We start from the raw sequence: 13,718 nt of genomic DNA, 5'->3' as shown, positions 1-13,718 counted from the left end.
CCGTCGGACGCGTCCCGTGCCACGATGGTCGGGTGACCGTCGACGCCATCGCCTCCGAGTTCGCCCAGTTCGTCACCGCATCGCCGACGGCGTTCCACGCCGCCGCCGAGACCCGGGACCGCCTGGTGGCGGCCGGGTTCACGGAGCTCTCGGAGCTCGATGCGTGGCCGACCGAGCCCGGTGCCTACGTGGTCGTCCGCGACGGCGCGGTGATCGCCTGGCGGACGCCGCCCGGTGCGAACGCGACGACGCCCTTCCGGATCCTCGGCGCACACACCGACTCCCCCGGCTTCCGGATCAAGCCGAACCCGACCGTGCGCGTCGGGGGCTGGGAGCAGCTCAACGTCGAGGTCTACGGCGGCCCGATCCTCTCGACCTGGTTCGACCGCGACCTCCGCATCGCCGGTCGCGTCGTGCACGCCGACGGATCGATCACGCTCCTGGACACCGGCGCGGTCGCACGGATCCCGAACCTCGCGATCCACCTCGACCGCGGCGTGAACACCGGCACCGAGATCGACCGGCAGCGCCACACCCTGCCGGTCGTCGGCACGGACGGCACCGAGTCCGGCGGCGTCGACGCCCTCGAGTGGCTCCGCGGCCGGGTCGGCGAAACGGCGGTCTCGTGGGATCTCTTCCTCGCCGACACCCAGGCGCCCGCCCGGGTCGGGATCGACGGGTCGTTCCTGGCCTCCGGGCGGATGGACAACCTGACGAGCGTGCACGCCGGACTCCGCGGCATCGTGGATGCCCCCGGAGACGCGGACCACATCCCGGTGTTCGCGGCCTTCGACCACGAAGAGGTCGGGTCGGCGACGCCGTCCGGTGCCGGTGGGCCGTTCCTCGAAGACGTCCTCGGCCGCGTGCAGGAGGGCCTCGGCGCCACCCGTTCCGAGGCAGCTCGGGCGTTCCGCGCCTCGTGGCTGCTGTCGAGCGATGCCGGACACCTGGTGCACCCGAACCACTCCGAGAAGCACGACCCGACGAACCGTCCGCGGCCGGGTGGTGGCCCGCTCCTGAAGATCAGCGCGAACCAGCGCTACATGACCGAGGCGAAGGGCGAGGCCGTCTTCGCTGCCGCATGCGCATCGGCCGGGGTGTCGTTCCAGCCGTTCGTGAACAACAACACGATCCCCGGCGGCTCGACGATCGGCCCGATCGCGGCGACCCGGCTCGGCATCCCCACCGTCGACATCGGTGTCGGGCTGCTCTCGATGCACTCGGTCCGTGAACTCGTGCACGTCGACGACCTGGCGGCACTGCACGGCGCCGTCGCGGCGTTCCTGGCCGGCTGAGCCGGGGCGCCCGGAGCGGACTCAGCCGCCGGCGTTCTGCATCATCCAGGCCACGAAGTGCGCGTCGTTGGCGAGCACCGTCGCGAACGCACCCAAGGTGACCAGGGACGCGACGGCACCACCGAGGAGCGGCACCCACACCGTGCGCTTCCGGCGACGCAGGCGCACGATCGACCACCAGGCGACGAGGACGAACAGCACGACCGTGACGATCGCGCTCACGAGTGCCGCGGTGGTCAGTGCGCCGGGGTCCTCCAACGCGGTGTAGCGGAGTTCCAGTTCCCGCCGGACACCGGAGGCGACGGTGCCGACGGACAGCGACTGGACGACGGACACGAGCCCGAACGCCAGCAGCATGACGGTGAGCAGGAAGTCGCCTGGTGACTTCCCGAACCGCGACGTCGGCACGGCTGCACCCGACGGCGTGCCCGACGACGCACGCGACGGCTGCGCTCCGGCGCCGGGGCCGGCCGCAGCCGACTCGCGCGCGGCGACGGCGGCCTCGTGCGCCTGGCGCTCGCGCTCGGCACGTTCCTGTTCCACGAACACCGGGTTGACCCAGCCGTCCGGGGCGTACTCGCCGTACTGCGGTGCCGGACGGCCGTGGACGCGACCGTCCGCGGTACCGGCGGCCGACGTCGGCGGATCGAGCCGGGCCTCCTGTCCGTCGCCGTGCCCACGCGACGGGACGGACGACCAGTCCCCCGCGCTCATCGGGTACGACCGCCGAGGGCGCGCGTCGGCTTGCCCGACGCGTCCGTGCGGAGTTCCTTCGGGAGGGAGAACATCAGGTCCTCGTGGGCGGTGACGACCTCCTCGACGGAGCCGAAGCCGGCGTCGGCGAGCTGCTCGAGGACCTCGTGGACGAGCTCTTCGGGGACGGACGCTCCGCTCGTGACGCCGACCGTGCGGACGCCGTCGAGCCACTCCTGCCGGATCTCCTCGGCGTAGTCGACCCGGTGCGCTGCCCGGGCGCCGTGCTCGAGCGCGACCTCGACCAGGCGGACGCTGTTCGACGAGTTCGCCGAACCGACCACGATCACCAGGTCCGCCTGCGGGGCGACCTTCTTGATCGCGACCTGCCGGTTCTGGGTGGCGTAGCAGATGTCGTCGGAGGGCGGGTCCTGGATCGTCGGGTACTTCTCGCGCAGCCGGCGGACGGTCTCCATCGTCTCGTCGACGCTCAACGTGGTCTGCGAGAGCCACACCAGGTTGTCCGGGTCGTCCACGGTGAGGGCGGCGACGTCCTCCGGCCCGTTGACCAGGATCGTGCGCTCCGGGGCGTGCCCCATCGTGCCCTCGACTTCTTCGTGGCCGGCGTGCCCGATCAGGATGATGGTGCGCTCGGCCTTGGCGAACCGGGTGGCTTCGCGGTGGACCTTCGTGACGAGCGGGCACGTGGCGTCGATGGCGTGCAGGTCCCGGTCCGCGGCACCGGCCACGACCGCCGGGGACACCCCGTGCGCGCTGAAGACGACGTGCGATCCACGGGGGACCTCGTCGACGTCGTCCACGAAGACGGCGCCGCGCTGCTCGAGCGTCGACACGACGTGGACGTTGTGGACGATCTGCTTGCGCACGTAGACGGGTTCGCCGTACTGCTCGAGCGCCTTCTCGACCGCGACGACTGCGCGGTCGACGCCGGCGCAGTACCCGCGCGGGGCGGCGAGCAGGACCTTCTTGGTGCCGGTCACCGGGTCGTTCCGCAGCCGTCCGCGCGGCGCGGGCATGCGCGGCGGGGCGAGTGGGACCGAGTGGCCGTTGGTGATCGTCACGTCCCCGATGATAGGTGAGCGGGACCGACGGGGCCTGGGCGCGGGTGTCACCGGTGTCCGGCAGCGCCTGGGCGCGGGTGTCACCGGTGTCCGGCACCATGGAACGGCACCACGAGGAGGAGCGCATGGCGATCGAACAGGGACCACCGACGGCCGACAACCCGTGGCCCGTCGCGCTGCTCGGCGCGAAGATGCGGGACTGGATCGACCGGCTCGGCACCGCGTGGGTCGAAGGCGAGATCACGCAGTGGAACGTCGCGGGCGGCAACGTGTACGGCAAGCTCAAGGACGTCGAGGTCGACGCCACCGTGTCGTTCTCCATCTGGTCGAGCGTGCGCTCCCGGGTGCCGGCCGACCTCAAGCAGGGCGCCCGGGTGGTCGCCGCGGTCAAGCCGAACTACTGGGTCAAGGGCGGCTCGCTGACGATGCAGGTCGTCGAGATGAAGCACGTCGGCCTCGGGGACCTGCTCGAACGGCTCGAACGGCTGCGGCGGACCCTGGCCGAGGAAGGCCTCTTCGACGTCTCCCGCAAGAAGCGGCTCCCCTTCCTGCCGCACCGCATCGGGCTCGTCACCGGCAAGGACTCCGACGCTGAGAAGGACGTCAAGCGGAACGCGCAGCTCCGGTGGCCGCAGGTCGAGTTCCGCACGATCCACGCAGCAGTCCAGGGCGAGCGTGCCGTGACCGAGGTGACGGCCGCCATCCAGGAACTCGATGCCGACCCCGAGGTCGACGTCATCATCGTCGCCCGCGGTGGCGGCGACTTCCAGAACCTGCTCGGCTTCAGCGACGAGGGACTGGTCCGGGCAGCGGCGGCCGCGACGACCCCGATCGTCTCGGCGATCGGCCACGAAGCCGACCGCCCGATCCTGGACGAGGTCGCCGACCTGCGCGCCTCGACCCCGACGGACGCCGCGAAGCGGGTCGTGCCCGACGTCGCCGAGGAGCTGGCGAACGTGCGGCAGGCGCGGGCCCGACTCGGGCTCCGGCTCTCGCACACCCTGTCCGTCGAGGCGGACCGCATCGCCGCGCTGCGCTCCCGTCCGGCACTCGCCTCCACGGCGTGGCTCGTCGACACCCGTGCCGAGGAGGTGGCACGAGACCTCTCCCGGGCGCGCGAGCTCCTCGACCGCCGCATCGAGCGCTCGCACGCGGACGTCGGGCACCTGACCGGACGGCTCCGTGCGCTCTCGCCGCGGGACACGCTCCGGCGCGGGTACGCGATCGTCCAGACGGCCGACGGTGGCGTCGTCCGGGCCGCCGCGGACCTCGACGGCAGTACCGGCGTCCGCGTGACGCTCGGTGCCGGGACGGCGACGGGCACGCTCGAACCCGAGGGGCCGGGGCCCGACGGCGAGGGCTGAGCGTTCTCCACGGGCGTGGGATGTCGACAGCCACGGCGTTCTCCACCGGCGCAGCCTCCCGACGAACGCGTCGGTGGACCATCGGTAGGATCGAGGGGTGTCATCCGAGGAACAGCCCGAGACTGCCCCGAGCGGGCAGACAGACGTCCGGTCCCTGAGCTACGAGGCCGCGCGCGACGAACTCGTCCGCGTCGTCAACGAGCTCGAACAGGGCTCCGCGACGCTCGAGCGCTCGCTGTCCCTCTGGGAGCGCGGCGAAGCCCTCGCGGCACGCTGCGAAGAGTGGCTCGTCGGCGCCCGTGCGCGCCTCGACGCAGCCCGCGCGGCCAGCGACGGTGACGCCGCCGAGGCGTCCCGGTGACCGATCCGGAGACCGGCCGCCCGGTCGTCGCCGAGCTCGGCCGCCCCGAGACGGCCGAGGAGACCTGGGCACGCAAGGACTCGGCGCGCCGTGCACGCCGGCAGCACCAGACGGCCTTCAACCTCGTGCTCGCGCTCATCGCGTCGCTCGGCATCGTGGTGTTCCTGGTCGCGGTCGTGGCACGCCCGGACGGCGCCGTGGACCGCAGCGTCGACTACCAGCAGGTCGCCGCCCAGGCGGACGTCCCGGGGGTCACGCTCGCTGCGCCGGAGCTCCCCGACTCGTACAGCGCGAACCGCGCCGACTACAAGGACAAGGCCGCCGACGGCGTTGACGTCTGGACCGTGGGCTTCCTGACCCCGGACAAGCAGTACATCGGCCTGCAGCAGGGCATCGACGCCAACCCGACCTGGGTGGCGAACCAGCTCGACCAGCACGCGGCGACGGGTTCACGGTCCATCGGCGGGACGAAGTGGACCGTGTACGACCGCCGGGCAGAGGGCAAGGACGCCGGCAACCAGGCGTACTCCCTCGTCGCGACCTTCGGCCGGAACACCGTCGTGCTGGCCGGCACCGCCGACGACGCCTCGTTCCGGAAGATCGCCGCCGGCGTCGCGAAGCAGCTGAGCGACTGATCCAGGCCGAACCCGTCACCCGAAGCAGCACCGAGGAGCCGAACCCATGACCGACCGCGCAGCGTCCACCCCAGCCGACGCCCTCCGACTCCTCGTCGAGGGCAACGCCCGGTTCGCGGCCGACAAGCGCCGCACCGGCCGCATCGATCCCGACCGCCGCAACGAGCTCGCCGGCTCGCAGGCGCCGTTCGCGACCGTCCTCGGGTGCTCGGACTCCCGCGTGCCGTTCGAGCACGTCTTCGACGCGGGCATCGGCGACGTGTTCGCGATCCGCAACGCCGGGCAGATCGTCGACGACGTCGTGCTCGGCTCGATCGAGTTCGCCGTCGTGGCGCTCGGCACCCCGCTGGTCGTCGTCCTGCGCCACACCAAGTGCGGTGCGGTCGCGGCGGCACGCTCGGGCGAACCCGTCCCGGCGCCGCACCTGCAGGCGCTCGTGGACGCGATCTCGCCGAGTGTCGAGCGGGTCAGGGCGACCGACGCCGATCTGCCGCAGGAAGCCATCGGCGCCGCACACCTCGAGTCCACACTCGGTGCGATCCTCGAGCGCTCCGGCGCCGTGTCCGACGCCATCGCCGAGGGTAGATTGGCCGTCGTCGGCGCGACCTACGACCTGACCACGGGCGAGGTCAGCATCGACACCGTCGTCGGCCAGGCCTGACGACGGGCCGCCGCCGGTCCGACGGGCACCGGCACGGCACGCGAGCCGCGGCGATCCACCGCGGCCCGAACGACACCCGGGCGCGACCGCGACCGGCAGCACCACCAGGAAGGACCACGACGACGTGACCGACACCACCGCGACGACACCCACCGCCTCGACCGGCACCGAACCGACCACCGACGACGGTTTCCGGATCGAGCACGACACCATGGGCGAGGTCCGTGTGCCCGTCTCGGCGCTCTACCGCGCCCAGACGCAGCGCGCGGTGGAGAACTTCCCGATCTCGGGCACCGGGCTCGAGTCGGCGCAGATCGTCGCCCTCGCGCGCATCAAGCGTGCCGCGGCGATCGTCAACGGGCAGCTCGGCATCGTCGACGGGGCCGTGGCCGACGCCATCGTCGGTGCCGCGGACGTCATCATCGCGGGCGAGCACCACGACCAGTTCCCGGTCGACGTCTACCAGACCGGCAGCGGCACCTCGTCGAACATGAACATGAACGAGGTCCTGGCGACCCTGGCGTCCCGGAGCGGCACGGCCGTGCACCCGAACGACCACGTCAACGCCTCGCAGTCGTCGAACGACGTCTTCCCGACCTCGGTGCACGTCGCCGTCACGGATGCCCTCATCCGGTCGCTCGTCCCGTCCCTCGAGCACCTCGCCGAGTCCCTCGAAGCGAAGGCCACGCTGTGGGCCGACGCCGTGAAGTCGGGCCGCACCCACCTGATGGACGCCACCCCGGTCACCCTCGGGCAGGAGTTCGGCGGGTACGCGCGGCAGATCCGCCTCGGCATCGAGCGTGTGAACGCCACGCTCCCCCGCGTCGCCGAGGTCCCCCTCGGCGGCACCGCGGTGGGCACCGGCATCAACACGCCGAAGGGCTTCCCGCAGCAGGTCATCGCCCAGCTGGCGGAGGACACCGGACTCCCGATCACCGAGGCCCTCGACCACTTCGAGGCCCAGGGCGCCCGTGATGCCCTCGTCGAGGCATCCGGCGCGCTCAAGGTGCTCGCGGTCAGCCTGACGAAGATCAACAACGACCTGCGCTGGATGGGCTCCGGGCCGAACACCGGGCTCGGCGAGCTGCACATCCCGGACCTGCAGCCGGGGTCGTCGATCATGCCCGGCAAGGTCAACCCGGTCATCCCCGAGGCGACGCTCATGGTCGCGGCACGGGTCATCGGCAACGACGCCACCGTCGCATGGGCCGGCGCGTCCGGCGCGTTCGAGCTCAACGTCGCGATCCCGGTGATGGGCACCGCGCTGCTGGAGTCGATCCGTCTGCTGGCGAACAGCTCGCGGGTCCTCGCCGACAAGACCGTCGACGGGCTGCAGGCGAACCTCGAGCGTGCCCGCGCCTTCGCCGAGTCCTCGCCGTCGATCGTGACCCCGCTCAACCGCGTCATCGGGTACGAAGCCGCCGCGAAGGTCGCCAAGCACGCCGTCGCCGAGGGCATCACCGTGCGGGAAGCCGTGGTCGCGCTCGGCTTCGTCGAGCGCGGTGAGGTCACCGAGGCGCAGCTGGACGAGGCGCTCGACGTCCTGTCGATGACGCACCCGAACTGATCCGCGCGACCCCCTCACGGACGGGAGGCCCGGTGCCAGCTGGCACCGGGCCTCCCGTCTGTCTCGGTGACCGTCCCGAGACTCGTTGCGCCGATCCCGGAACTCGCGCTGAGCGACACTCCTCGCGGCGATCGCCGCGAGGAGTGTCGCTCAGGCCGAGACTCGTGGCCGAACCCTCGCGGCGCTAGACCAGGTCGGGCGAGTCCAGCATCTCCGTCACCAGCGCGGCGATCGCGGAGCGCTCGGAACGCGTCAGCGTGACGTGCGCGAACAGCGGGTGTCCCTTCAGCCGCTCGATCACCGACGCGACCCCGTCGTGCCGACCGACCCGCAGGTTGTCGCGCTGCGCGACGTCGTGGGTGAGCACGACGCGGGAGTTCTGCCCGATGCGGGAGAGCATCGTCAGCAGGACGTTCCGTTCGAGCGACTGGGCCTCGTCGACGATGACGAACGCGTCGTGCAGGGAGCGTCCGCGGATGTGGGTCAGCGGCAGCACTTCGAGCATGCCGCGTTCCACGACCTCGTCGAGGACGTTGTCGGACACCAGCGCGCCGAGCGTGTCGTAGACGGCCTGCGCCCACGGGTTCATCTTCTCGCTCGCGTCGCCGGGGAGGAAGCCGAGCTCCTGCCCGCCGACCGCGTAGAGCGGCCGGAACACCATGATCTTCTTGTGCTGCTGCCGTTCGAGCACGGCTTCGAGTCCGGCGCAGAGCGCGAGCGCCGACTTCCCGGTGCCGGCGCTGCCGCCGAGCGAGACGATGCCGATCTCCGGGTCGAGGAGCGCGTCGATCGCGAGCCGCTGCTCGGCGGAGCGGCCGCGGAGCCCGAAGACCTCGCGGTCGCCGCGGACGAGGGCGACCGAACCGGCGGTGTGCACGCGGCCGAGACCGGATCCCCGTTCGGAGTGGATGACGACGCCGGTGTTGACCGGGACACCGTCGAGCTGCGACGACCGGATCTCCTCCTTCTCGTACAGGTCGGACATCTGCTCGCCGGAGACCTGCAGCTCGGCGATGCCCGTGTACCCGGAGTCGACGGCGAGTTCGGCGCGGTACTCCTCTGCCGCGAGGCCGATCGAGGCGGCCTTGACGCGCAGCGGGAGGTCCTTCGAGACGACGACGACATCGAGTCCGTCGTTCGCGAGGTTCGACGCGACCGCGAGGATCCGGGAGTCGTTGTCGCCGAGCTGGAGGCCGGAAGGCAGGACGGACTGGTTCGAGTGGTTCAGCTCGACGCGGAGCGACCCGCCTTCGCCGACGGCCACCGGGAAGTCCAGGCGTTCGTGCTCGATGCGGAGTTCGTCGAGGATCCGGAGGGCCTGCCGGGCGAAGTACCCGATCTCCGGGTCGTTGCGCTTGGACTCCAGTTCGCTGACGACCACGACGGGCAGCACGACGGCGTGCTCGTCGAAGCGGAACAGGGCCCGCGGATCACTCAACAGCACCGAGGTGTCCAGCACGTAGGTGCGCTGGTCCGTGCCGGTCGACACCGCGGCGGAAGCCGAGGTCGACGCTGCTGACGAGGTTCCGTGGGAGACGTTCTGAGAGGTCACGACCACTCCATCCCCGGGCCGCACGCGACCCGGTCCTTGTCCTCGACACGGCCACGGAGCGGGTCCCGAAGCACCATCTGTGGCCGCTTCGATCGGGCGCGGTGCCCGATGCGGCAAAGCTACGACGAGCCTCTGACAGCGCGCCAGCGACACGCGGATTGCTCGGTTACGTTCATGTGAACGCGACCTGAGCGACGCGATGCGATCCCCGGGCTGGGCCGATCGATCCGGCCGGTCCCGCGAAAGCGACAGTTTCCCGCCACACGTGTGCGGGGAACTGTCGCTTTCGCGGGACGGACGGCTCCACCCGGCGAACGGGTGTCGCTCTGGCAGCACGGACGGACGGCGCGGACGCGCACGCGCACGCGTCAGAACGAGGTGGCGTAGGAGATGCAGGCGTCCCGGAACATGTCGAGCGTCTCGTCCGTCGTCGACGCGAACACCGACACCCGGACCGTGCCGAGTCGGGTGCTCGCCGTGACGCCGTGGTTGTGCAGCGCCGCCGACAGCGCGGTGAGTCGTCCCTCGGCGGGCCGGAGCACGACGATGCCCGCACGCTCGGCCGGGTCGCGGCTCGACTCGACCTCGAGCCCGAACTCGTCCGCGATCTGGAACACCCGCTCCACGCGGTCCGCGACGCGCTCCTGCACGGCGGACACCCCGACCGCGGTGAGCCGCTCGAGGGAGACCGCGAGCCGTGCCTGAGCGACGGGGTCGATCCGCGTCATCGTGAAGCCGGCGGCACCAGGACGCACCGACGGCACCTCGACCGGCCACCCGGTCGTGCCGTGCGGCCCGGACAGGGCCGGCTGCAGGCGGCCGAGCGCGCGGTCGCTGAACGACACGAACCCCGTGCCCCACCCGGCGTGCAGCCACTTCTGTCCACCGGTCGCCACGACGTCGGCGGCCTCGTACGGGGCGTCGACGACGCCGAAGCCCTGGATCGCGTCGACGATGAGCAGACGGTCGCCGATGACCTCGCGGATGCCGGCGAGGTCGGCGAGGTACCCGGTGCGCCAGTCCACGAGCGACACGGCGACGGCGGTGATGTCATCGGCGCCGGAGTCGGCGGCCGCGGCGAGTCGGGACGCGACGAGCGACGGCGTCACCCACCCCGCGCCGGACTCGATGACGACCGGACGCACACGACCTCCGGTGGCCGACGCGGCACTCGCCAGCGCCAGCGGCATCGACGGGTACTCGTCCGCGGCGACGAGCACGCCGCCGGTCAGCCCGAACGCGGTGTGGAGCAGTCCGGGCGTCGTCGCGGTCTGCGACACGACCTGCTCCTCGCGGACGCCGACCAGCCGTGCAGCGACGGCCCGGACGCGGGCGTCCTGCTCGTCGAGCGTCTCCATCGCGCCGAACCGCATGTGCTCCTGGATGGTCCCGAGGACGCGCTGCTCCTCGAGCACGGCGGTCTGCACGGGCCCGAAGGCGGCGTGGTCGAGGTACCCGGGATCCTCGGCGAAGCCGGCGGCGTACTCGTCGATCGTGGTCACAGCGGACACCTTTCACAGGAACAGAACCCTGTGAGTGTACTGGGACCCGGGTCAGCACCCGAATCGACGCCGGAACGCGCGCTGACGCCTCAGCCGCCGAAGCGCCGCGACCGACGCCCGAAGTCACGCACGGCCCGGAGGAAGTCCACCTCGCGCAGGTCCGGGTAGAACGCCTCGACGAAGTAGAACTCGCTGTGCGCGCTCTGCCACAGCATGAAGTCCGACAGGCGCTGCTCCCCCGAGGTGCGGATCATCAGGTCAGGGTCCGGCTGCCCCTGCGTGTACAGGTGGTCGCCGATGAGCTCGGGGGTCAGGACCTCGGCGAGGGTGTCGAGCGTCCCACCGCCTTCTCCGTGCGCGCGGACGATGCTGCGCATGGCGTCGGCGATCTCCCGCCGGCCGCCGTACCCGACCGCCAGGTTGATGTGCAGCCCGGTGTTGCCGGCGCTCCTGGCTTCCGCTTCCGACAGCGCCGCGACGAGCTCGTCTGGAAGCCCGTCGTTCGACCCGACGTGCTGCACACGCCACGTGCCCTGCCGCGACAGGCGATCGGCCAGCGCCGCGATGATGCCGATGAGTTCCTGGAGCTCGTCGCCGCCGCGGCCCTTGAGGTTGTCCGCCGACAGCAGGTAGAGCGTGACGACCTGCACGTCGAGGTCTTCGCACCAGGTCAGGAACTCGGGGATCTTCGCTGCACCAGCCCGGTGTCCGTGCGCGGCGGTCTCGAGGCCGAGCTGCTTCGCCCAGCGGCGGTTGCCGTCCACGATCATCGCGACGTGCTTCGGCGTCGGCGCACCGTCGATCTGCTTCCGGATGCGCTGCTGGTAGGCGCGGTAGAGGATCCCGCGTCCTTCCCGTCCCAGCCTGCCGGTCACGCAACGACTGTAGTGCACGGCTCCTCGGTGCGGACTCCCAGCCGTCCGGGTGCCGGCCGGACATATCGTCGGAGGATGCAGCACGACCGGGACAGCGACACCCTCCCCCACGTCCCGTTCACGGAGGAAGCCGTGGACGAGGCCGCGGAGGGAGCGTCGCAGGCAGCCGCGTCGGCCGTCGAGCCGCGTCCGGCCTGGCGCGGCTGGATCCACCTCGGCACGTTCCCGTTCGCCATCGCGATGGGCATCGTGCTCGTCTCACTCGCCGCGAGTCCGGCAGCGAAGGCCGGGTCCGCCGTGTTCATGGCCACGTCGCTGATCATGTTCGGCGTCTCCGCGACCTACCACCGCTTCCCGTGGGGGCCGGTGGTCAAGAGGGTCCTGAAGCGGATCGACCACACGAACATCTTCCTGCTCATCGCCGGCACGTACACGCCCGTGGCGGTGTGCGCCCTGCCGCACACGCTCATGCTCGTCGTGCTCTGGGTGATGTGGGGCGGTGCGCTCCTCGGCATCGCGTTCCGGGTGTTCTGGATCGGCGCACCACGTTGGCTCTACGTGCCGCTCTACCTGGCGCTCGGCATGGCTGCGCTCGGGATCCTGCCGCAGCTCTTCGCGGCGAGCGTCCCGATGACGGTGCTCGTGCTGTCCGGCGGGCTCGCGTACGTCGTCGGCGCGCTGGTCTACGGCTTCAAGCGGCCGAACCCGTCCCCGACGGTCTTCGGGTTCCACGAGGTCTTCCACGCGCTGACGGTCGCCGCGTTCGCCGCGCAGTGGGTCGGCATCCTGCTGGTGGCCCTGCACCCGGTCCGCTGACCGCGCACGACCAACTCGGCACCGCGCGCGATCCGGCCCACCAGGCGCGGAACGGCGGACGGGAGGCTCGTGGCGGGGTCCGGCAGGAGCCTCCAGGCCGGTGACCGGTCCTGCTAGCCGCGTTCGGTGTCGTCCGCCACGTCGGTGCGGCCCGGCTCGTCGGCGCCGACGACGTCCTCGCCACGGGCCTCGGCCTCGAGGCGCTCCCGGATCTCCGCGCGGTAGCGGGTCCGCCGGATGCGGCGGGTCATGTCCACCACGAGCAGGATCGTCAGGACCGCGATGACCGCGATCGCGATGAACCCGGCGACCCCCGGCGTGACGTCCACGTCCGGGACGGCCGAGGTCGGGCTGGGGCTCGGGGTGGCGGCGAGTACTGCCGCGATGGTGCTCACGCGTTGACGTCCTGTTCCGGTGGGATCCCCGCGAAGAGGTCGGACTCCGGCAGGTCGGTGGGCACGCGTGCCTCGACCAGCTGGTAGTCCTCGGTCGGCCACACCGTCGCGAGGAGGTCGTTCGGCCAGTAGAAGAAGGGGCTGTCCGGCGGCACCTGGCTGGCGTGCGCACGGAGTGCGGCGTCGCGGGCGTCGAAGTACTCGTGCACGTCCACGTGCGTCGTCGCGAGGTCTGGGCGGTCGGCGAACCGCTCCACCCACTCGCCGAGCTGCTCGAGGAGCGGGCTCTCCGGCTCGCGTTCCCTGAGGGCCTCGTAGAACGCGGTGAAGCGGCGCGGGTTCATGGTGCGCTCGTAGTAGAGCTTCGAGATCGACCAGGGTTCCCCGGCCTCCGGGTACTTCGCCGGGTCGGCGGCATCGCGCCAGGCGGCAACGGAGACCTCGTGCGTGCGGATGTGGTCGGGGTGCGGGTACCCGCCGTTCTCGTCGTAGGTGACGAGCACGTGCGGGCGGAACCGACGGATCACGCGGACGAGGGCCTCGGTGCTGTACTCGAGCGGGACGGTGGAGAACGTGCCGGGTCGCACGGTCTCGCCCTGCTCGGCGTCGGGCAGTCCCGAGTCGTGGTAGCCGAGCCAGACGTGGTCGATGCCGAGTGCCGCCTGCGCAGCAGCCATCTCGCCGCGGCGGAAGCCGGCCATGTCGCGGTGCGCGTGGCTCGTCGCGGGTTCGCCGAGGTGGTCGTTGAGGATGTCGCCGGCCTCGCCGCCGGTGCAGGAGACCACGAGGACCTGGTCGCCGTCGGCCACGTACTTCGCCGAGGTGGCCGCTCCCTTGCTCGACTCGTCGTCGGGATGGGCGTGCACGGCCATCAGGCGGTAGGGCACCGGACGTTCCTCACTGCTGGCGATCGGGATGCA

14 protein-coding genes are annotated in these 13,718 nt (G+C 71.6%); 7 read left to right on the top strand and 7 right to left on the bottom strand.

Going from position 1 to position 13,718, the window contains the following annotated elements; all coding sequences use genetic code 11:
• Positions 1-32 precede the first annotated feature (32 nt).
• Positions 33-1,295, top strand: a complete 1,263-nt coding sequence (locus AAEP80_RS07765) for a M18 family aminopeptidase (RefSeq protein ID WP_420366603.1) — start codon at positions 33-35, stop codon at positions 1,293-1,295.
• Positions 1,296-1,316: 21 nt separating this feature from the next.
• On the opposite strand, the gene AAEP80_RS07760 is transcribed toward AAEP80_RS07765, so the two are convergent.
• Both AAEP80_RS07760 and AAEP80_RS07755 read right to left on the bottom strand, forming a co-directional pair.
• The gene (locus AAEP80_RS07760; RefSeq protein ID WP_420366602.1) at positions 1,317-2,009 is read right to left on the bottom strand and encodes a DUF6264 family protein; all 693 of its coding nucleotides are present in this window, start codon (positions 2,007-2,009) and stop codon (positions 1,317-1,319) included.
• Positions 2,006-3,025 carry a 4-hydroxy-3-methylbut-2-enyl diphosphate reductase gene (locus AAEP80_RS07755; RefSeq protein ID WP_402729346.1) on the bottom strand — a complete coding sequence of 340 codons (1,020 nt, stop codon included), beginning with the start codon at positions 3,023-3,025 and terminating at the stop codon, positions 2,006-2,008. The genes AAEP80_RS07760 and AAEP80_RS07755 overlap by 4 nt, the downstream gene beginning before the upstream one ends.
• A gap of 170 nt (positions 3,026-3,195) precedes the next feature.
• On the opposite strand from AAEP80_RS07755, the gene xseA reads away from it, so the two are divergent.
• The 5 genes from xseA (at position 3,196) to AAEP80_RS07730 (ending at position 7,658) form a co-directional block, all read left to right on the top strand.
• Positions 3,196-4,434: an exodeoxyribonuclease VII large subunit gene (gene xseA / locus AAEP80_RS07750; protein WP_281267140.1), complete on the top strand. Its 1,239-nt coding sequence runs from the start codon at positions 3,196-3,198 to the stop codon at positions 4,432-4,434.
• Between the two features lie 97 nt (positions 4,435-4,531).
• The gene (locus AAEP80_RS07745) at positions 4,532-4,795 is read left to right on the top strand and encodes an exodeoxyribonuclease VII small subunit (protein WP_402729041.1); all 264 of its coding nucleotides are present in this window, start codon (positions 4,532-4,534) and stop codon (positions 4,793-4,795) included.
• Positions 4,792-5,430 (top strand): DUF4245 domain-containing protein, encoded by a 639-nt coding sequence (locus AAEP80_RS07740; protein WP_420366601.1) that lies wholly within the window; start codon positions 4,792-4,794, stop codon positions 5,428-5,430. The genes AAEP80_RS07745 and AAEP80_RS07740 overlap by 4 nt, the downstream gene beginning before the upstream one ends.
• A gap of 46 nt (positions 5,431-5,476) precedes the next feature.
• Entirely contained in the window at positions 5,477-6,091 is a 615-nt protein-coding gene (locus tag AAEP80_RS07735; protein WP_281267137.1) for a carbonic anhydrase, read from the top strand.
• A 124-nt stretch (positions 6,092-6,215) separates the two neighbouring features.
• Positions 6,216-7,658: a class II fumarate hydratase gene (locus tag AAEP80_RS07730; protein WP_420366600.1), complete on the top strand. Its 1,443-nt coding sequence runs from the start codon at positions 6,216-6,218 to the stop codon at positions 7,656-7,658.
• Between the two features lie 184 nt (positions 7,659-7,842).
• Here AAEP80_RS07730 and AAEP80_RS07725 read toward each other — a convergent pair whose 3' ends face one another.
• The 3 genes from AAEP80_RS07725 to AAEP80_RS07715 form a co-directional block, all read right to left on the bottom strand.
• Complete coding sequence (locus AAEP80_RS07725; protein ID WP_281267673.1) at positions 7,843-9,147, bottom strand: PhoH family protein; 1,305 nt, start codon at positions 9,145-9,147, stop codon at positions 7,843-7,845.
• A 431-nt stretch (positions 9,148-9,578) separates the two neighbouring features.
• The gene (locus tag AAEP80_RS07720; protein WP_402729037.1) at positions 9,579-10,712 is read right to left on the bottom strand and encodes an aminotransferase class V-fold PLP-dependent enzyme; all 1,134 of its coding nucleotides are present in this window, start codon (positions 10,710-10,712) and stop codon (positions 9,579-9,581) included.
• Positions 10,713-10,801: 89 nt separating this feature from the next.
• Positions 10,802-11,587 carry an isoprenyl transferase gene (locus tag AAEP80_RS07715; protein ID WP_281267135.1) on the bottom strand — a complete coding sequence of 262 codons (786 nt, stop codon included), beginning with the start codon at positions 11,585-11,587 and terminating at the stop codon, positions 10,802-10,804.
• A gap of 75 nt (positions 11,588-11,662) precedes the next feature.
• Between AAEP80_RS07715 and trhA the strand changes: the two genes are divergently transcribed.
• Positions 11,663-12,403, top strand: a complete 741-nt coding sequence (gene trhA, locus AAEP80_RS07710; protein WP_420366599.1) for a PAQR family membrane homeostasis protein TrhA — start codon at positions 11,663-11,665, stop codon at positions 12,401-12,403.
• Positions 12,404-12,516: 113 nt separating this feature from the next.
• Here the strand turns inward: trhA and AAEP80_RS07705 are convergent, their stop codons facing one another.
• Together AAEP80_RS07705 and mca are read right to left on the bottom strand one after the other, a co-directional pair.
• On the bottom strand, positions 12,517-12,798 hold the full coding sequence (locus AAEP80_RS07705; protein WP_413602597.1) for a hypothetical protein: 282 nt from the start codon (positions 12,796-12,798) through the stop codon (positions 12,517-12,519).
• The gene (gene mca / locus AAEP80_RS07700; RefSeq protein ID WP_420366598.1) at positions 12,795-13,685 is read right to left on the bottom strand and encodes a mycothiol conjugate amidase Mca; all 891 of its coding nucleotides are present in this window, start codon (positions 13,683-13,685) and stop codon (positions 12,795-12,797) included. Before mca ends, AAEP80_RS07705 begins: the two co-directional genes overlap by 4 nt.
• Positions 13,686-13,718 lie beyond the last annotated feature (33 nt).

This window comes from Curtobacterium sp. L3-7 (assembly GCF_048756585.1).
Lineage (GTDB): Bacteria > Actinomycetota > Actinomycetes > Actinomycetales > Microbacteriaceae > Curtobacterium.
This window is presented reverse-complemented; position numbering and strand designations above follow the sequence as displayed.

Coding starts and splice junctions, on each gene's coding strand:
- trhA (WP_420366599.1), top strand. CDS start 11,663: ATGCAGCACGACCGGGACAGCGACACCCTCCCCCACGTCCCGTTCACG.
- AAEP80_RS07760 (WP_420366602.1), bottom strand. CDS start 2,009: ATGAGCGCGGGGGACTGGTCGTCCGTCCCGTCGCGTGGGCACGGCGAC.
- AAEP80_RS07735 (WP_281267137.1), top strand. CDS start 5,477: ATGACCGACCGCGCAGCGTCCACCCCAGCCGACGCCCTCCGACTCCTC.
- xseA (WP_281267140.1), top strand. CDS start 3,196: ATGGCGATCGAACAGGGACCACCGACGGCCGACAACCCGTGGCCCGTC.
- AAEP80_RS07755 (WP_402729346.1), bottom strand. CDS start 3,025: ATGCCCGCGCCGCGCGGACGGCTGCGGAACGACCCGGTGACCGGCACC.